We start from the raw sequence: 18,457 nt of genomic DNA on the forward strand, positions 1-18,457 counted from the left end.
CAGCTCGCCGGCGACGTGCCAGGCCAGGGCCGGGAACGGGCTGCGGCCGGGCAGGGGCTCGCCCTCGGCCTCGGCCGCGGCGGTCTCGCTCAGCAGCCGCGCGCGGATCATCTTGTCCAGCACCGCCCGCCGCGCCGCCCGCGCCGCCTCGGGGCGCCTGTCCGGCCGCCGCGCTTCCGGCGACTGCGGCAGCGCGATCAGCAGCGCCTGCTCGCCGTCGGTCAGGGTCTCGGGCTCGTGGCCGAAGTAGGAGAGGCTGGCGGCCCGCACCCCCTCCAGATTGCCGCCATAGGGGGCCAGCGTCAGGTACAGCGCCAGGATCTCGCGCTTGGACAGCCGCGCCTCGATCTGAACCGCGCGGACCATCTCGATCAGCTTGGCGGGCAGGGTCCGTGGCCGCGGCTCCAGCAGCCGGGCGGTCTGCATGGAGAGCGTCGAGGCCCCGGAGCTGACCCGCCCGGTCGCCAGCGCCGAGCCCGCCGCCCGCGCCACCGCCAGCGGATCGACCCCCGGATGGATCCAGAACCGCGCGTCCTCGATGGCCACCAGCCGCTTCTGGAATGTCGGGTCCGTCCGCGCCAGGTCGGCCCGAATGCGCCAGCGCCCGTCCTCCACCGGCAGCGCCCGCAGCCAGGCCCCGCGGCGGTCCAGCGCCACCGGCGAAGACCGCTGCGCCCGCCCCATATCGGGCGCCAGCGCCGCATCGGCCGCGAACACCGCGACCTCGACGCCCAGCAGCGCGATCAGGCCGAGGGTGATGGCGCGGATCTTTTCCTTCTCCCCTCGCGGGAGAAGGTGGCCCCGCGCAGCGGGGTCGGATGAGGGGGCATGCTCCCCCATCCGCGCAAACCGCCCTCGCCATGCCGCGGTCAGGCCTAGCAACCCCTCATCCGACGGGCTTCGCCCGCCACCTTCTCCCGCAAGGGGAGAAGGATCACCTTTCCTCCTCATGGCCCGGGCGCGATCACCGTGCGGCTGGCGCCGGTACGTGCGTTCAGGCTCGGACGGTACATGTCCTTGGCCTGCGCCCCCGGCAGCAGGAAGTCGCCCGGCGTCACCGCCCGCGCCACATAGGCGAAGGTGAAGTCGCCCTTGCCGGCCAGGTCCATGGCCGCGACATAGCGGTCGTCGCGGGCCTCCTGGACGTCGGCGCTGGAGAGCTCGCCGAGGAACTTGAACGGCCCGCTCTGCGCATCGTCCGGTCCCAGCACGGTCTCGATCTCGAAGCCGGCCGGCAGCGGGTCGTCCACCACCAGCGACATCGACCGGCTCTGGCCCGAGCGGCCCGAGACCACCACGATCACCCGCTCGCCCTGGGTCAGGGCCGAGGGATCGACCGCCCCGCCGGTGAACCCGACCAGCCGCTTGGACAGGCTGATGCCGTTGTCTTCGGCGGGCGGCGGGGCGACGGGCGTGCCGGTCACCGTCACCGTCCGCCACAGCGCGCCCTTGCCGGCGTTGACGAAGCGGGCCTCGGCCAGCTTGCCGACCGCCCAGCGCGGGGCGCCGCCGACCGCCGTCAGCGGCTGGGCGCCCTCAGCGTCGATGCGGATCGCCCCGGCCGCCTTCAGCATCCAGTGCGCGGCTTGCAGCAGGCGAGCCTGCTCCTGGGTGTTGAGGCTGTCCGGATCCTTGACCGCGTTCTCCAGCCGCTTCTGCAGCCCGCGCGCCAGGTCGGTCTCGCCGGCCTCGTAGGCCAGCGCCGTCACCGCGGCGATGTCGCGCAGCGGGCTCTGGTACCAGTCGGCCTCGTCGCGATAGCCAAGCGCGGCGATCGCCTGGCGGAAGGCCGAGCGGGCCCGGGCCTTGTCGCCCATCATCGCCAGTCCCGCGCCGACCTGGGCCTTGGCCAGCGGCGAGGCCTCGGTCTTCATCTGCACGTCGTGCCACCAGCGCAGCCGCGCCAGGTCGCCGCGCCCGCCCTTGGCCAGCACGTAGAGCGCATAGGCCGAAGCCCGGCTGCGCATCCGCTCGGTCGCCTTCTTGGAGGCGTCCGACCCGCCGGCCCACCAGTTCGGATACTCCATCCGGTAGGACACCGAGGCCCAGCCTTCCGGCCGCGAGACCTGGCGCATGGCGCTCAGCGCCCGGTCGACAGCCTCCTGCGGCACCGGCGTCCCGGCCTTCTGCGCTTCGAGCAGGAAGTCGGTGACATAGGCGCCCAGCCAGGGGTCGGCCTCGCCGTCGCCGACCCGCCAGAGCCCGAAGGCCCCGTCCAGGGTCTGGCGGTCCAGCAGCCGCCCGACCGCCCCGGCCAGGGCGACCGACGAGCGCTTCAGCTTCGGATCGCTGGCGACCTCCGCCGCATAGATCAGCGGATAGGCGGCCGACACCGTCTGCTCGGTGCAGCCATAGGGATAGCGCGACAGCGCGTTGGCGATCGGGGCCGGGTCGAAGCCGCGGAACGGCGAGTAGCTGACGTGCAGGGTGACGTCCCCGGCCGCCAGCCCGGCCAGCAGGCTCGAAGCCGGCGTGAACGCCGTCCCCGGCTGCTGCAGCTCGTAGGTCGTCCGGGTGATCGGGCTCCAGCCCAGCCGCGTCTGGATCGGATAATCCTTGGCGGTGGAGAAACCGGGGCCGGAGACCTTGAAGCCGACCTGGCCGATCCCGGCCCGGCCCGGGGCGCTGAACGGGATCTTCTCGGCCACGCGTTGGCCGAGCGCCAGCTGGAACGCCTTCTTGAACGGCGCCAGCACCCCGCCGCCGCTGGTCAGCTCGGCGACATAGGCGCCGACCTTGCCCTCGATGTTGTGCAGCTCCAGCGTCGCGAACGCCTTGTCGCCCGGCGCCAGGAAGCGGGGCAGGGCGAGGTCGGCGACCACCGCCTCGCGCACGGTCAGCGGCTTGCTGGCCGAGCCGACCGCGGTGTCGGTCCAGGCCACCGCCATCAGCCGCAGCTCGCCGTTGAACTGGGCGGCCGGCAGCTTGATCACCGCCTTGCCGTCGAGGCCGGTCTCGACCACGCCCGACCACAGGGCCACGGTCTTGATCGGCGTCACGCTCAGCCCCTCGCCGCCGATGCCGTCGGCGCCGAAGTTGACGTTGGCCGGCGCCCCCAGGTTCGGGTCCAGCAGCCGCCCGTAGTCATCGCGATAGTTCAGCGTCAGCGCCCGCTTGCCGAAGTACCACTTCACCGGATCGGGGCTCTGGAACTTGGTCAGCTGCAGGATGCCCTCGTCGACCGCCGCCAGGGTGACCCGCGCGCGGCCGCCGAATCCGGCGCCCTTGATGGTGATCGGGACCTCGACCAGCGCCTTGGAGTCGATCTTGGCCGGGGTGTTCAGCTCGACGGAGAGCTTCCGGTCCTTCGGATCCAGCGGCACATAGACCAGGCCCAACGCCCGCCGCGGCTTGGGCGAGGCGACCGGATCGCGCGGCTGCACCACGCTGACCAGCACATAGGCCCCGCCGCCCCAGGCGGCGCTGGTTTTCAGCTTCACCGTCGCCCCGTCCTTGCCGACGGTCACGGTCTTCAGGTCGATCAGCCGGTCGGTGGCGACCGCGATCTGCGCCTCGCCGGCATAGGGCGGCTTCAGGGTGATCTCGACGGTGTCGCCCTGCGCGTAGGGCTTGGCCCCGGCGCTGACCCGCACGAAGTCGGGGGCCTCGACGTCCTTGGCCGGCGCGCCCCAGCCGGAGGCGAAGCGGATGACGCTCTTGGCGCCGCCCGGTCCGGTCATCTCCAGCCGGTAGTCGCCCCAGCCCAGCCGCCGGCTGATCCGGGTCGGCTGGCCGGCGGCGAGGTTCACATTGGCCCGCGCCACGACCACGTCGCGGCTGGTCCGCCGCCACTGCCAGCGGCCGTCCTGCTGGAACCAGTCGTAGTCCCAGTTCTCCGAGATCAGGGTGTAGGTCGTGCCCGGCGCGGCGATCCGCTGGCCGGCCGCGTTCACCGCGATCAGGTCGATCAGCATGGTCGGGTCGCCCGAGCCGCTGGAGTCGCCCTGGTCGATCTTGGCGCCCAGATAGACGGCCTTGGTCCGCACCTTCAGGTCCAGGCCCTCGCGCACCGGGCGCCCGCCCGGCTCGAACACGCTGGCGGTGAAGCTGGCGGTCAGCGGCTGGGGCGTGTCGCCGGCTTCTTCCGAGGACAGCGCCAGCACCGCGCGGCCCTCGCCGTCGGTGACGGTCTGGCCGATCTCCAGGAACTTCTCGGCGAACGGCTCGCGCTGGTCGCCCCACTGATAGCCCTCGAAAGCCGGGAACGGGTTGGGATCGACCCGCAGCCGCGCCTCGCCCTGGGTCTGCAGCCCCGCGCCCGACGCGCCGTAGAGGAAGCGGGCGGTGACGTCGATGTTGCGGGTCTCGCCGGCCTTCAGCGGCACGGCCTCCTGGCCGACGGCGGTGACCGCCAGCCGCTGCGGCGCGAAGTCCTCGACCTGGAACGACAGCTCGCCGGCCGGCTTGTCCAGCCCGTCGATCTCCAGTCGGGCCAGCCACCGCCCGCGCGGCGCGCTCTTGGGCAGGGCGATGTCGACCGGCACGGCGCCCAGCGGCGCCTTGTCGAACGGGTAGCGCTTGTATTCCACGCCCGAGGGGCGGCGGACCACGATCGCGCCCTTGCGGTCCTTCACCGCCTTGGCCTCGCGGTCGCGCAGCAGGGCGTTCAGGTGCACCGTCTCGCCGGGCCGATAGATGCCGCGGTCGGCATAGAGATAGCCGTCGATCGCACTCTGCGTGGTGCGGCCCGAAACGCCGCTGTCCTCGGTGCGCCCGCCGATCCCCTGCTTGGACAGGTCCACTGGCGCGCGGTCGAGGTCCAGCACCGCCAGGTCGCCCTGCGCGCCATAGGCCATCACCATCTTGGCGTCGGCCGCGCCTTCGCCGTCCAGCAACGGGCGGTCGAACCGCACCCGGCCCTGCGCGTCGCTCTGGGCGACGGCCAGGTCCTCGCCGTTGCGGGCGACCAGGGTCACGCGCACGTTCGGCATGATCTTGGCGGTCTTCAGCGAGCGGACCACCACGTCCAGCGCCTCGGAGCCGTCATAGGCCGACAGCGCCATGTCGGTGAACACCACCCAGCGCCGCGCTTGGGCCGGCGGGTTGGGGTCGTAATCGTCCTCGCCGCCGTCGCTCTTGATCGAGCGCCCGCCCGAGGCGTCCCGCACCTTGATCACATAGGCGCCGGGCTTCATCTCCTTCAGCACCGCGCCCAGCGGGAACACCGTCGTCACCCGCTCGCCGGCGCCTTGCGTGGCGACCGGCAGCTCGCCCTTCCAGACCACCCGGCCCTCGTCGTCGGGGCTGTCGGAGCCGTAGTCGCCCGGCCACTCGCCCTCGGCGGTGGGGTCAGGGGCGCTGATCGACTTGCGCACCAGGTTGCGGTCGACGACCCGCCAGACCTCGACCGACAGGCGGCTGACATTGACCGTCTCGATCCCGACCCCGTCGGAATCCTCGCGCGGCAGGATCACGCCCTCGCCGGCGAACCCGACGAAGGGCGGGCGTTCACCAAAGGTAAAATCGACGTCGGCGTTGGCCGCCAGGGTCTCGCCGGTCTTGGCCGGCAGGCCCTTCAGCAAGGTCACCCGGCGGTCGGCGAAGCCTGTCCCGCCGATGCACAGCTCCGATCCCTTGACCGTCACGGCCGGCGTCCCGCCCAGGTCGGGCGAGATCAGCACGTAGTCGGCATAGGACTTGGCCGGGTCCAACGCCCGGGTCAGCTCGATGCAGGCCGCCGGCTGGTTGGCCGAGGTGTCGATCCGGTGGCGCCAGACCGCAAAGCCTTCGGGCTTGGGAATCCCCCGCCGCGCGGCCTTGGCGTCGCGCGGCTTGCCGAACAGCGACCAGCCCTGCGCGCCGGGCGCGGCGGCGCTCTCGGCCGCGGGCTTGGCCAGCCAGTCGACGCCCTTGGCCGACAGCACCCCGCCGCCGAACGCCGCGATCACCAGGCCGGCGGCCATCAGGCCGGGCATCTTGCTGGCGCGAAGCTTGGCCAGCCAACCCTTCGGAGTCGGCGTCGCCGGCGTCTGATCGCTCGCCATCGGTCTCTCTCAAGCTGGACAGAATGTCGCAGCGATGGGACGCGAAAGGCTCGGCCGCGTCAATCACGGGTAGGTAACGTTCCCCAGGCGCGTCCTCGGGATTTCGCCTGATTTCCCCGCCGACGCCGGCGCCTAGGCTCCTCCTCCCAGTCCCCCGAGGAGCGCGCCCATGGCCGACGATCTCAATCCCGCCGCCGCCCACCACTGGCTCGGCAGCGAAACCCTGAAGACGCGGGAAGGCGAGTTCCCGTTCAAGAACGGCTACCCGACCGCCGAGGCCGCCGCCCGCCTGCGCGAACGCCTGGTCTTCAACCGCGCCGTCGAGGCGTTCCTGGTGCAGATGCACGGCGTCTCCTGGCTCCACGTCTGGAAGGGCGTCGCTCAGGCCGGAACCGGCGCCCCCAACCAGCTGGTGCTCTGGGAACAGCTGATGGACGGCGAGACCCTGCTGCTCACCGGCAACACCGAGACCGTCTACGGCCTGGTCGCCATCGACCTGAAGCGCGACGGGCCGGTGGTGATCGAAGCGCCGCCCGGTTTGCTCGGCGGGGTCAGCGATCTCTGGCAGACCGAGACCCTCGGCATCGGCCCGACGGGCGCCGACAAGGGGCAAGGCGGCAAGCTGCTGCTCCTGCCGCCCGATCATGATGGGCCCGCGCCGGCGGGCTACATCGCCGCCAAGTCACGGACCTACGGCCTCGTCTTCGGCGTGCGCGGTTTCCAGGTCGACGGCAAGCCGGACAAGGCGGCTGAACTGATCCGCGGCACGAAAGTCTATCCGCTGTCCCAGGCCGCTTCGCCGCCGGCCCTCACGGTGTTCAACGGTTCGCGCCGCCAGGTCGACACGCTGTTCTCGGACGACGGCTCGTTCTTCGATGACCTGGCCTGGATGATCGCGCGCGAGCCGCAGGACGTGATCCCCAGCCACGAGCGCTTCCAGCTCGCCGCCATCGGCATCGAAAAGGGCAGGCCCTTCCAGCCCGATCCGGCCCGCCGCGCCTTGCTGGACGAGGCCGCGCGCATGGGCGGCGCCATCGCCCGCGCCAACAGCTTCGACAGCCAGGACGAGGCGCGCCTGGTCTATCCGGACCGAACGTGGGAATGGGCCTTCCTTGGGGGCAGCGCGGCCTGGGACAGCCAGGGCTACGTCAACACCGACCGCCGGGCCAGCTTCGCCTACATCGCCATCGGCATGTCGCCGGCCATGGTCGACAAGCATGTCGGCCTCGGCTCGCAATATCTCTGGACCCCGCGCGACGCGGACGGCGACTATCTGGACGGCGCCCGCAACTACCGCCTGCACGTGCCCGCCGACCTGCCGGTCAAGAACTTCTGGTCGGTGGTCGCCTACGACGCCGACAGCCGCTCGATCCTGCGCAGCGACCAGGCCTTCCCATCGGTCAGCACCTACACCGGGCCGCAGCCCAATCCGGACGGGTCGATCGACATCTGGTTCGGACCCAAGTCGCCGGTCGGCAGGGAAGGGAACTGGATCCAGACCGTTCCGGGCAAGGGCTGGTTCACCCTGTTCCGCTTCTACGGGCCGCTGGAGCCGTTCTTCGATAAGAGCTGGAAGCCGGGCGACATCGAGAAGGTCTAGGCGGCGTCAGGCCGGCGCGCAGCGCGCGCGCCGGCCGCCGTGGGTCAGTTCTGGTTCGGGCTGGCGGTGGCGATCTTCTCCATCGCGTCGCTGACCGTGAAGCTCGCCGCCTTGGCGCGCGGCGGGAACTCCTTGAAGGTCTCCAGCAACTTGGCGACGATCGCCTGCGCCGGCACCATGAGGAACATGCGTCGGGCGACGAAGTCGGCGTAGTTGATGCTTTCAGGGCCCCGCTCGAAAGGGTCGGAGCGGATGTTGTACATCATCGGCGCCCGCAGGCTGGTGAACGCACCCTGCCAGACGCCCAGCGGCGTGTGCGGGCCGATCTCCGTGTTCTGGGTCATGAACGCGATCTTCCAGTGCTTGACGCGCACCGCCATCAGGTCGCCGTCGTCGCTCCAGTAGGCGAAGCCCTGCCGCGGCCATTCCTTGGCCTCGCCCTTGAAGGCGGGGATCAGGTTGTTGCCGTCCAGGTGCACCTTGAAGGTCTTGTCGCCGACCTTGCCGCCCTTCTTGAGACGCTCGACGACATCGGCGTCGCCCGCCGCCGCGGCGAAGGTGGCCAGGAAGTCTTCGTGCGCGCAGATCTCGTTGATCACGCTGCCGGGCTTGATCGTCCCGGGCCAGCGGATGGCGCAAGGCACGCGAAAGCCGCCTTCCCAGTTGGTCGCCTTCTCGCCCTTGAACGGCGTGGTGCCGCCGTCCGGCCAGGTGAAGCACTCGGCGCCGTTGTCGGTGGTGTAGACGATGATGGTGTCGTCGCCGACGCCCAGTTCGTCGACCAGGGCCAGCAACTCGCCGACATGGCCGTCGTGCTCGACCATCCCGTCAGGATAGGTGCCCAGGCCGGTCTTACCCTTCGACTCCGCCTTCAGGTGGGTGAAGATGTGCATGCGGGTCGAGTTGAAGTAGCAGAACCAGGGGCCGCCCTCCTTGTTCTTGCGCTGGATGAAGTCCTTGGCGGCGCCGAGGAACTCCTCGTCCACCGTCTCCATCCGCTTGGTGTCCATCGGCCCGGTGTTCTCGATGGTCTGGCCGCCCTTGCCGTCGGCCTTGCACTTCAGCACGCCGCGCGGGCCGAACTTCTTCCGGAACTCCGGGTCCTTCGGATAGTCCTCGTTCTCCGGCTCCTCCTCGGCGTTCAGGTGGTAGAGATTGCCGAAGAACTCGTCGAACCCGTGCATGGTCGGCAGGTGTTCGTCGCGGTCGCCCAGGTGGTTCTTGCCGAACTGGCCGGTGGCGTAGCCCTGGGCCTTCAGGACTTGGGCGATGCAGGGGTCTTCGGCCGTCAGGCCGAGCGCCGCGCCCGGCAGCCCGACCTTGGTCAGGCCGGTGCGGATCGGCGACTGGCCGGTCAGGAAGGCGGCGCGCCCGGCTGTGCAGCTCTGCTGCGCGTACCAGTCGGTGAACAGCGCGCCTTCCTGGGCGATGCGGTCGATGTTGGGCGTGCGATAGCCCATGGTTCCAAGGTTGTAGGCGCTGACATTGTACCAGCCGATGTCGTCGCCCATGATGAACAGGATATTGGGTTTGCCCTTCGGCATGGCGTCCTCCGCTGCGGTTGCCGGCGCGGTCCGCGCCGATGTTGGGCGGAGCCTGGGCGCAGCGGCCGCCTGCCGCCATCGGGCGGGTTATGGCGCAGGCGGGGGGTAGATCCCCTAGTCTTGGCCGCAGCGGCCCTTGCACTGGGCGCGGCCCGGCGCGACTGTGTGGCCGCGTAACAAGGGTCGCCCAATGATCTTCGAGCAAGTCGCCACGGGCGGGTGCCAATCCTATCTCGTCGGCTGCGAGGCGACCCGCGCGGCGGCGCTGATCGACCCCGAATTCAGCCAGATCGACCGCTATGTCGGCCTCGCCGGCCAGCTTGGCCTGCACATCCGCTACGTGATCGACACCCACACCCACGCCGACCACTTCTCGGCCAGCCACGAGCTGCAGAAGCTGTTGCCGGCGCCGGTGGTGATGCATCGCCTCAGCCCCGCGCCCTATGCCGACCTGCGGCTCGACGACGGCGACATGCTGATCGTCGGCGAGCTGCGGATCCAGGCCCTGCACACCCCCGGCCACACCTGCGATTCCATGTGTCTGGTGATGGCCGACCGGGTGTTCACCGGCGACACCCTGCTGATCGGCGGCACGGGCCGCACCGACCTGCCGACCGGCGATCCCCACGCCCTCTATGAGAGCCTGTTCGACAAGCTGCTGAAGCTGCCGCGCGAGACCCTGGTTTTCCCGGCCCACGACTACAAGGGCCGCACCCACTCGACCATCGGCGACGAGATCGACTCCAATCCCCGCCTGGCGAAGGCCGACCGCGCCGAGTTCGTCGAGATGATGCAGAGCCTCGACCTCTCGGCCCCGACCCACCTGACCGAGGCGCTGCGCACCAATATGAGCGGCGGCAAGACCGTCGCCCAACTGCTGGCCGAGGCCTCGGCGAAAGTGCCGTTCATGTCGCTGGCCGAGCTCCACGGCCGCCTGGGCGGCAACAGCCGCGACCTGGTCGTGCTGGACCTGCGCGAGAAGGACGCCTTCGACGCCGGCCACATCCCCGGCGCCCGCCACCTGCCGCGCGGCCAGCTCGAACTGCGGGTCAACGCCGAGCTGCCCGACCCGACCGTCCGCATCCTCGCCTGCTGCGAATTCGGCAAGATCTCGACCCTGGCGGCGGCCACCCTGCGCGAACTCGGCTTCACCCGCGCCGTCGCCCTCGATGGCGGCCTCAAGGCCTGGCGCGAGGCCGGCTACGAGTTGGAGGTCTGAACGGGGGGCTAAGCCGCCTCGAACCGCAGCACCGGCCCGTTCCAGTCGGGCCCGGCGATGTCCAGTTCCTCGACCGGCCCGGCCGCGCAGGCGGCCGCGACCTTGCGCCAGAAGGCCAGCGCCCCGGTGTTGGCCCGCGCCACGGCGATCTCCCAGCTCCCGGGTTCGGCGGCGATCAGCGCCTGGGCCGCCGCCCGTCCGGCGCCCTGTCCGCGATGTTTGCGCACCACGAAGAACTCGGCCATCGACCGCCGCGCCGGCAGGCCCGAATGGGCCGCGTCGTTGATCAGCGCGAAGCCCGCCGGCGCCCCGCCTGCGGTCAGCAGCCAGGCTGACCAGTTCGGCCGTCCGAAGAACGGCTCCAGCGGATAGTCCGTGAACCGACCATCGGCGCCCAGCTCGCCGCGCGCGCTCCCGGCCCAGAACTCCGAGAAGTCGTGGGTGTAGAGCTGGAAGAGGTTCTGCAGCAGCACGCCGTCCTGCGGACCTGCCCTGACGATCGCCAGGCTCACGACTGGCCCGCCCGCGCGGACAGCCCGGCTTCCAGCTCGTCCATCGTCGTCTCGAACGCCGCTTCCAGATCGACCTCGTACATCCGCGCCAGGGTCATCACGCTCCACAGGCAGTCGGCCAGCTCGTGCGCCAGCTTGCCCTGCGCGTCCGGGATCGCGCGCACGCCCTCGGCCGCCTGCACCAGCTTCATCAGGTCGCCGACGTCGCCGACGAAGCCCAGCGCCACCTCCTCGCGCGTCCAGGCCCGCCCATAGCGCCGGGCCTCGGCCTCGCCGTAGAGCTCGCGGACGCGCCACGCGCGCTCCGCCATCGCATTGAAGCTGGTCATCGGCCCCTCCCGTGGGGCCAGACTAGCCTAGCTTCGCCGCATGGTCAGGATCGGGAAAGGCCGCCCCGCGCTGTCGCGCTCGGCGCGGTCCGTCACCACGAAGCCCAGCCGTTCATAGAAGGCGACCGCCCCGGGGTTCTGCTCGTTCACGCCGAGCCAGGTCGCCCCGTGGGCCTGCGCGTGGGTCATCAGCGCCCGTCCGACCCCGCCGCGATGCACGGCCGGGTCGACGAACAGGCTGACGATCTCGTCGCCGTCCAGGCCCATGAACCCCGCGGGCCGCCCATCCCGTTCGGCGGTCCATAGCTCGGCGTCGCTGGCCAGGTAGCCGCGCACCTCCGCCTCGATGGCGTCGATGTCGCCAGGCGTCAGGAAGTGATGGGTCGCCTCGACCGCCGCCCGCCAGAGCGCGAGCAGGGCTGGGGCGTCGGCGGGGACGGCGCGTCTGATCATCGCGCCCAGGTAGCCGGCCTGGCCCTTCAGGCCAAGCCCGCGCGCTGCCGCTCGAACGCGCTGGGGCCGTGCCGTCCCGAACTCGTGGTCCCATTGAGCAGGATGATCGCGGGCGGGGTCATGCTTCAGGTCTCCGCCGTCGAGGAATGGCCGAGCTTAGCGCCTCGCGCGGGCCGCCAGCTCCCCCAGAGGGGGAGCATCTAAATCCCCCCCAGATGCTCCCCCGGCTGGGGGAGCTCCCGGCGAAGCCGGGTGAGGGGATCTAGAGTCTACGCGTCCAGAAGACCGACCAGCCGGCCGCGGATGATCTGCTCGGCCTCGGCCATGGTGCGCTCGATCAGCTCCTGCACGCTCGGCACGTCGTGGATCAGGCCCGCGACCATGCCGCACGACCAGCCGCCGGCGTCCATGTCGCCGTCGCGCAGGATGCGCGGATAGACGCCCGCCACCTCGGCGGCGATGTCGGCGAAGGTGACCTTGTCGCCCAGCTCCTTTTCCTTCTCCAGCAGCCGTTCGACCCCGGCGTTGACCAGCACCCGCTCGGTGTTGCGCAGCGGGCGCATGATCAGGCGGGTGTCCAGTTCGCTGGCCGCCACCAGGGCGTCCTTCACGTTCTGGTGGACCGGGGCTTCCTTGGTGGCGATGAAGCGGGTGCCCATGTTCATGCCGTCCGCGCCCATGGCCAGGGCCGCGACGAGGCTGCGGCCGTCCGCCATCCCGCCCGAGGCCAGGAACGGCACCTTCAGCTCCTCGCCGGCCCGCGGCAGCAGGATGAAGTTCGGCACGTCGTCCTCGCCCGGGTGGCCGCCGCACTCGAAGCCGTCGACGCTGACCGCGTCGCAGCCGATCGCCTCGGCCTTCAGCGCATGGCGCACCGAGGTGCACTTGTGGATCACCACGATGCCGGCTTCCTTCAGCATCGGCAGCCACTTGGCCGGGTTGTTGCCGGCGGTCTCGACGACCTTGATCCCGCTCTCGATGATCACCTTCACGAAGCCCGGATAGTCGGGCGGCGTCACCGCCGGCAGGAAGGTCAGGTTCACCCCGAACGGCTTGTCGGTCATCGCCCGGCAGCGCTCGATCTCGGCCTTCAGCTTCTCCGGCGTGCCCTGGGTCAGGCCGGTGATGATGCCCAGGCCCCCGGCGTTCGACACCGCCGCCGCCATTTCGGCGAAGCCGACGAAGTGCATGCCGCCCTGGACGATCGGGTGCTGGATGCCGAGCAGTTCGGTGATGCGCGTCTTCATGGTGGCGTTCCCCTGTTGGTCGTGCGCGTCATGATGCGCGCTGTGCGGCCTCCTGCATCGCCTATCGCTCAGAGGCGCGCAACGCCGGATCGCGACGAGCCGGCCTACGCCGGGGTGAGCGGGGGAGCCCCTAGTGCCCGCCCTCGACCCAGGGCACGCCGGCGTGGCGGAAGGCGTCGGCCAGCCCCGCCTCCAGGTCCAGCGCCTCCCAGCGGCCCAGCGGGTTCAGGTGGGCGACGAGGTCGGGCAGCAGCCGCACCCCGAACCGCCGCACCGGCCCACTGGCCTTGTAGCCGGTCTTGTGCTGGTCGAAGCGCAGGTCCGGATCGCGCGAGGTCTGGCCGACATAGAGCCCCCACGGGTCGGCCCGGCGCTCGTCGTGCAGCAGCACCACATAGACCGAATGCCGTGCGCCCCGCGCCCGCCGCGTCTGCGCCGTGAGCGACAGCGCCGCGCGCCGCGCCTTCGCCAGCCAGAGCGGACCAGGATCCTGAAGCATGGCGCGACCCTAAGCGGCGTTCGCGTCCCTGTCTGCTGGACGGCGCCCCGCGCCTGTGCTCACTCCCCACCGCAGAACACTGAGGGAGAGATCGACATGGCCTACAACACCCTGCTCTGGGAGGTCGAAGACCGCGTCCTCACCCTCACCCTCAACCGCCCCGAGCAGATGAACGCCTTCACGGTCGAGATGGCGCACGAGCTGATCGACGCCTTCGAGCGCGCCAGCGAGGACGACGCGGTCGGCGCGATCGTCGTCACCGGCGCCGGCCGCGCCTTCTGCGCGGGCATGGACCTGTCGGCGCCCGGCAATGTCTTCGGCCTCGACGAGAGCCAGACCCCGACCCTGGCCGACCTGCACGACCGCCTGGACGACCCGGCCATCGTTGACGGCGTGCGCGACACCGGCGGGCGCGTCACCCTGGCGATCTTCAACTGCAAGAAGCCGGTCATCGCCGCCATCAACGGCGCGGCGGTCGGCATCGGCGCGACCATGACCCTGGCCATGGACATCCGCATGGTGTCCGAAAAGGCCCGCATCGGCTTCGTGTTCGGCAAGCTCGGCATCGTGCCGGAGGCCTGCTCCAGCTGGTTCCTGCCGCGCCTGGTCGGCCCCCAGCAGGCGCTGGAATGGGTGCTCTCGGCCGAGATCTTCGACGCCGCCGAGGCGCTGCGCGGCGGTCTCGCCCGCTCGGTCCATGCGCCGGAGACCCTGGTCGCCGACGCCCAGGCCCTGGCCCGCAAGTTCATCGCCGGCCGCTCACCCGTCGCCGTCGCCCTGGCCCGCCAGATGCTGCTGCGCAACGCCGCCCAGCCGCATCCGCTGGAGGCCCACCGCATCGACTCCCTGGCGATGTTCTACGCCAGCATCGGCGACGGCAAGGAAGGCGTCGCCGCCTTCCTGGAAAAGCGCGCGCCGCAGTTCACCGGCCGCGCCTCGCAGATGCCGCCCTTCTATCCCTGGGAATAGGTCATGCCTCCGACCATCCTCCTCGACCTCGACGGCGCCCTGGTCGATTCGCTGCCGGGCATCGAGGCCAGCGGCCGTGCGGCGCTCGCCGCGCTCGGCCATCCGCCCGATCCGGCGCTCGACATCGCTGCGATGATCGGACCGCCGATCGAGGAGATGATGCAGGCGATGCTGGCGCGGTACGGCGATGACCGGGTCGCCGAAGGCGTGGCCGCCTACCGCGCCGACTATGGCGCGCGCGGGCTGCTGGCCAGCGCCCCGTATCCGGGCGTTCCCGAGGCGCTCGACGCGATGCAGGCGGCCGGCGCGCGGCTGATCCTGGCGACCTCCAAGCGCCGCGTCTTCGCCGAGCAGATCCTCGGCCACACCGGCCTGGCCCCGCGCTTCGCCGCCGTCCACGGCTCCGAGCCCGGCGGCGCGCTCGACCATAAGCCGGAGCTGATCGCCCACATCCTCGCCCGCCACGACCTGGAACCGGACGCCTGCGTGATGGTCGGCGACCGCCGCCAAGACATCGCCGGCGCCCAGGCCAACGGCGTCCGCGCCCTCGGCGTGCTCTGGGGCTACGGGAGCCGCGAAGAGCTGGAAGCCGCCGGCGCCGACGCCCTGGTCGCCGCCCCGCACGACCTCGCCGCCGCGGCTCTGGCCCTGGCCGCGCGGACACGTTGAACTGCTGAATCAAGCTTGGCTGTCGCGGCGTGACCGCGTTCACGAGGCGTCCGCGCAACGCTGGAGAGGTCGAGGTGAAGCAGTCGGACTATCTGGAACATGACGCCGTCGGCCTGGCCGGGTTGATCGCGCGGCGCGAGGTCAGCGCCGCCGAGGTGCTGGAGGCCGCCGTCGGGCGCCTGGAGGCGGTCAATCCCGCGATCAACGCGGTGATCTACACCGACCTCGCCGCCGCCCGGGCCGAGGCCGGGCAGGCCCGTGACGGCCCGCTTGCCGGCGTGCCGTTCCTGGTCAAGGACTACGCCGCCCATGTCGGCGGCTGGCCGACCTCGGCCGGATCGCGGCTGTACCAGCACGAGGTCGCCGTCGCCGACGCGCCGATCGTCAGCGCCTATCGCCGCGCCGGCCTGGTGATCTTCGGCAAGACCAACCTGCCGGAACTCGGCCTCGACGCGACGACCGAGCCCGACCTGCACGGCCCCACCCGCAATCCCTGGGATATCGAGCGCACGGCCGGCGGCTCCTCGGGCGGCTCGGCCGCCGCCGTGGCCGCCGGCATCGTGCCCGCCGCCCACGCCAGCGACGCCGGCGGTTCGATCCGCATCCCGGCCTCCTGCTGCGGCCTGTTCGGGCTCAAGCCGTCGCGCGGCCGGGTCTCGTTCGCCCCGGCCAGCGATGGGCTGGCCGGCTTCGACGCCCAGCACGCGATCACCCGCAGCGTCCGCGACTCCGCCGCCCTGCTCGACGCCGTCTGCAGTCCCGAGCTCGGCGATCCCTACAGCGCCCCGCCGCGCCAGCGCCCGTTCCTGGAGGAGTGCGCCCGCGATCCCGGTCGACTGCGGGTCGGCTTCACGACCGAGGCGTTCGAGGCCGGCGCCCTCTCGCCGGAATGCCTCGCCGCCGTCGCCCAGACCGCCAATCTGCTGGCCGGCCTCGGTCACCAGGTCGAGGAGATCGCCCTGCCGGCCGGGCTCGACGGCGCCGTCGCCGCGTCCGGCGCGGTCCTCGCCGGCCATATCGCCGCCGACCTCGACGCCCGCGCCGAGCAGCTCGGCCGCCCGATCGCCGAGACCGACGTCGAGCCGCTGACCTTCGCCCGCTACCAGCACGCCAAGGGGTACAGCGCCTCGGACTATGTGCGCTCGCTGCGGGTCGTTCACGCCTACGGGCGGGCGATGGCCCAGCTGCTGGATCGCTACGACGTGGTGCTCGCCTCGACGCTCGGCTCGCCGCCCGTCCCGCTCGGCGTGCTGCGCGGCGCCGCGCCCGGCGCGGCCGGAACTGTCCGCCGGGCCTTCATGCCCAACACCCGGATCTTCAACCTCACCGGCCAGCCGGCGATGAGCGTCCCTCTGGCCTGGACTGACGACGGCCTGCCGGTCGGCGTCCAGTTCGTCGCGGCCATGGGCGGCGAGGCGATCCTCTTCCGGTTGGCCGCCCAACTGGAGGCCGCCGCGCCCTGGGCCGGGCGGCGGCCGAGCCTTGGCCGGGACGGCGGCCCCGCCGCCTAGCTCTCCGCTTTCTCCATGGCCGCCTTAGCCGCGGCCATCATCTTCTCGAAGGCGCCCGAGCGGATCAGCTCGCGGCGCTCCTCTAGCCCGCGGTGCAGCTCGGCCAGCGTCTTGGCGGCGTGTTCGTTCTGCTGGATCGCATCCCACCAGGCGGCGACGTTGGCGGCCTTGGGGACCGGGTTCTCGACGCCGGCGCCGGGCAGTACGTTCTCAATCAGGAACAGCGCCGGGACCAGCGCGCAGTCGGCCAACGTCAGGCGCCCGCTGCAGGCGTAGCCGTCGGTCCCGATCATCCTGTCCAGCGCCTTGACGTTGCGCACCACCTGGCCGCCCAGCAGGTCGACCACCCCTTGGTCGCGGTCGGCCGCGCGGCTCTGGGGCGAGAGCATGAACATGTTGTTCATCAGGTAGACGTCGCCGATCCGGGCAAGCGTGCGGATGTGCGCGGTCTCGCGCGGGGTCGCCCCCAGCAGCGAGGGCTGCGGATAGATCTGTTCGATGTACTCGGCGATCACCTCAGATTCCGGCATCAGGTCGCCGTCGATATCCAGCACCGGTATGCGGCCGATCGGCAGGCGTTGACGAAACGCGGGCAGGCCGAAGTCGGCGGGCCGCTCAAGGGCGATATCGGTGATGCCCTTGGCGTAGATCTGCATCCGCACGCGGGCGGAATAGGGGCTGAGATCGCCTGAATAGAGCTTCATCATCGCGGGGCGTTTCCTGATTTTCTTTGGGGCAGTTTGTCCACGGCGGAGAAAATCACGGATTGCGGCCCATGGGCAGCCGGCGCCTAATTTTGTCTGGGCAGGCTGCGTTCGATCCTGCGCGCAAGGTCGGACGAGACGTCCATCAGCTCCTCGTAGTTGCCGTCGATCATCTTCTTCTGCTTGGCCAGATCCTCGGCGAAGTGCGCGCGCTCGGCGGGCGTCGCATTGGGCCCCGGCGCCTGCATGGCGGCGATGTGGTCGATGAAGCCGCAGATCTGGGAGACGTCGACATAGAGCACGTGCGAGGGCCAGGCGCTCGGCGGCTCGGTCAGCAGGCGTTCCAGCGCCGCGCCCGGACTGCGGTCGCGCAGCCTCGTCAATTCCTTGGCGGCGTCGGCGCCCTGGCCGATGGCGATGGTCGTGCGGGCCACGTCGCTGACCGCGCCCAGAGCCGCATAGCGCAGCGCGCTTAGGAAGATCAGCCGGCCCTCGGCCCGCATCTGGTTTTCGCGCCACATCGGCAGGACCCCGAACCAGCAGGCGACCCCGACCGCGGCGACCGAGCCAAGCCCCTGCACCCACGAGGCCATCTCCGAACTCCAGGGGCCGTGCTCGTAGCCGACCGAGCCAAGCACGAACACGCACAGCATGACCGCGACACCGCCCGCCGCCTTGAGGAAGTTGGAGCCCATGGCCTCACTGTCTCACAGCCTGACCTTGCGAACCACAGCCGTGCCTGCAGGGGCGCGGCTCAGCCCTCGGTCAGGCGGGTGTTGAGCTCCCAGAGCGCGGTGCGATTGCTGTCCCACTGCAGCCGCTCGCGCGCTGGCGCGTAGGTCAGCCATTCGAACGCCAGATGTTCGCCCGACAGGCGGATGGTCTCGCCCTCGCCGACCTCGACGCCGAACGCCAGTTCGCGCACGACGTACACGCCCGCACCCCAGCTTGGCCAATCGCGGAAGACGCGGGCGGGGACCGTGGCGTGCGCATCCAGCTTTATCCATCGCCGGGCCCCCGTCAGGCCGGTCTCCTCGGCGAGCTCGCGCCTGGCCGCCCGCCGCGGCGTTTCACCGGCTTCGACCCCGCCCGCGACGGCCTGCCAACAGGCCGCCTCGCCGTCGGCGCGCCGGAACACCCCGTATTCGAAACCGGCTTCCGGCGTTCCGCGGAACGGCAACACCAGGACGTTCACGGGCGTCCGCATAGCTTGTTCC

The 18,457-nt window shown here is 71.1% G+C and carries 16 protein-coding genes; 5 read left to right on the top strand and 11 right to left on the bottom strand.

Annotation, left to right across the window (positions count from 1 at the left end; translation table 11 throughout):
• Together OUA97_RS13305 and OUA97_RS13310 are read right to left on the bottom strand one after the other, a co-directional pair.
• Window positions 1–840, bottom strand: an 840-nt coding sequence (locus tag OUA97_RS13305) for a transglycosylase domain-containing protein (protein WP_267232387.1), incomplete at its 3' end; no start/stop codon positions are given.
• A gap of 107 nt (window positions 841–947) precedes the next feature.
• Window positions 948–5,984, bottom strand: coding sequence for an alpha-2-macroglobulin family protein (locus OUA97_RS13310; protein WP_267232388.1), 5,037 nt, complete (start codon window positions 5,982–5,984; stop codon window positions 948–950).
• Between the two features lie 169 nt (window positions 5,985–6,153).
• Between OUA97_RS13310 and OUA97_RS13315 the strand changes: the two genes are divergently transcribed.
• Entirely contained in the window at window positions 6,154–7,584 is a 1,431-nt protein-coding gene (locus tag OUA97_RS13315) for a DUF1254 domain-containing protein (RefSeq protein ID WP_267232389.1), read from the top strand.
• A 44-nt stretch (window positions 7,585–7,628) separates the two neighbouring features.
• Here OUA97_RS13315 and OUA97_RS13320 read toward each other — a convergent pair whose 3' ends face one another.
• Window positions 7,629–9,128, bottom strand: a complete 1,500-nt coding sequence (locus OUA97_RS13320; protein ID WP_267232390.1) for an arylsulfatase — start codon at window positions 9,126–9,128, stop codon at window positions 7,629–7,631.
• Window positions 9,129–9,318: 190 nt separating this feature from the next.
• Here OUA97_RS13320 and OUA97_RS13325 point away from each other — a divergent pair, with 190 nt between their 5' ends.
• Window positions 9,319–10,347 carry an MBL fold metallo-hydrolase gene (locus OUA97_RS13325; RefSeq protein WP_267232391.1) on the top strand — a complete coding sequence of 343 codons (1,029 nt, stop codon included), beginning with the start codon at window positions 9,319–9,321 and terminating at the stop codon, window positions 10,345–10,347.
• 8 nt (window positions 10,348–10,355) lie between these two features.
• Here the strand turns inward: OUA97_RS13325 and OUA97_RS13330 are convergent, their stop codons facing one another.
• The 5 genes from OUA97_RS13330 to OUA97_RS13350 form a co-directional block, all read right to left on the bottom strand.
• Window positions 10,356–10,859, bottom strand: a complete 504-nt coding sequence (locus OUA97_RS13330) for a GNAT family N-acetyltransferase (RefSeq protein WP_267232392.1) — start codon at window positions 10,857–10,859, stop codon at window positions 10,356–10,358.
• The gene (locus OUA97_RS13335) at window positions 10,856–11,188 is read right to left on the bottom strand and encodes a MazG nucleotide pyrophosphohydrolase domain-containing protein (protein ID WP_267232394.1); all 333 of its coding nucleotides are present in this window, start codon (window positions 11,186–11,188) and stop codon (window positions 10,856–10,858) included. Before OUA97_RS13335 ends, OUA97_RS13330 begins: the two co-directional genes overlap by 4 nt.
• A gap of 27 nt (window positions 11,189–11,215) precedes the next feature.
• On the bottom strand, window positions 11,216–11,641 hold the full coding sequence (locus tag OUA97_RS13340) for a GNAT family N-acetyltransferase (protein WP_267232395.1): 426 nt from the start codon (window positions 11,639–11,641) through the stop codon (window positions 11,216–11,218).
• Between the two features lie 269 nt (window positions 11,642–11,910).
• Window positions 11,911–12,888 carry an NAD(P)H-dependent flavin oxidoreductase gene (locus tag OUA97_RS13345; RefSeq protein WP_267232396.1) on the bottom strand — a complete coding sequence of 326 codons (978 nt, stop codon included), beginning with the start codon at window positions 12,886–12,888 and terminating at the stop codon, window positions 11,911–11,913.
• A 130-nt stretch (window positions 12,889–13,018) separates the two neighbouring features.
• Complete coding sequence (locus OUA97_RS13350; protein WP_267232397.1) at window positions 13,019–13,387, bottom strand: hypothetical protein; 369 nt, start codon at window positions 13,385–13,387, stop codon at window positions 13,019–13,021.
• Between the two features lie 96 nt (window positions 13,388–13,483).
• On the opposite strand from OUA97_RS13350, the gene OUA97_RS13355 reads away from it, so the two are divergent.
• From OUA97_RS13355 to OUA97_RS13365, 3 genes are read left to right on the top strand one after another with little or no spacing between them, the layout of a single operon-like run.
• Window positions 13,484–14,356, top strand: a complete 873-nt coding sequence (locus OUA97_RS13355; protein WP_267232398.1) for a crotonase/enoyl-CoA hydratase family protein — start codon at window positions 13,484–13,486, stop codon at window positions 14,354–14,356.
• A 3-nt stretch (window positions 14,357–14,359) separates the two neighbouring features.
• A complete protein-coding gene (locus OUA97_RS13360; RefSeq protein ID WP_267232399.1) occupies window positions 14,360–15,025 on the top strand; it encodes an HAD family hydrolase in 666 nt (221 codons plus the stop codon).
• Between the two features lie 29 nt (window positions 15,026–15,054).
• Window positions 15,055–16,536 (top strand): amidase, encoded by a 1,482-nt coding sequence (locus OUA97_RS13365; RefSeq protein ID WP_267232400.1) that lies wholly within the window; start codon window positions 15,055–15,057, stop codon window positions 16,534–16,536.
• Here the strand turns inward: OUA97_RS13365 and OUA97_RS13370 are convergent.
• The 3 genes from OUA97_RS13370 to OUA97_RS13380 form a co-directional block, all read right to left on the bottom strand.
• On the bottom strand, window positions 16,533–17,243 hold the full coding sequence (locus OUA97_RS13370) for a glutathione S-transferase family protein (RefSeq protein WP_267232401.1): 711 nt from the start codon (window positions 17,241–17,243) through the stop codon (window positions 16,533–16,535). The genes OUA97_RS13365 and OUA97_RS13370 overlap by 4 nt on opposite strands.
• A gap of 83 nt (window positions 17,244–17,326) precedes the next feature.
• Window positions 17,327–17,935, bottom strand: a complete 609-nt coding sequence (locus OUA97_RS13375) for a hypothetical protein (protein ID WP_267232402.1) — start codon at window positions 17,933–17,935, stop codon at window positions 17,327–17,329.
• A 59-nt stretch (window positions 17,936–17,994) separates the two neighbouring features.
• Window positions 17,995–18,447 (bottom strand): NUDIX hydrolase, encoded by a 453-nt coding sequence (locus tag OUA97_RS13380; protein ID WP_267232403.1) that lies wholly within the window; start codon window positions 18,445–18,447, stop codon window positions 17,995–17,997.
• Between the last annotated feature and the right edge of the window lie 10 nt (window positions 18,448–18,457).

This window comes from Phenylobacterium sp. 58.2.17 (genome assembly GCF_026411515.1).
Taxonomy (GTDB): Bacteria; Pseudomonadota; Alphaproteobacteria; order Caulobacterales; family Caulobacteraceae; genus Phenylobacterium.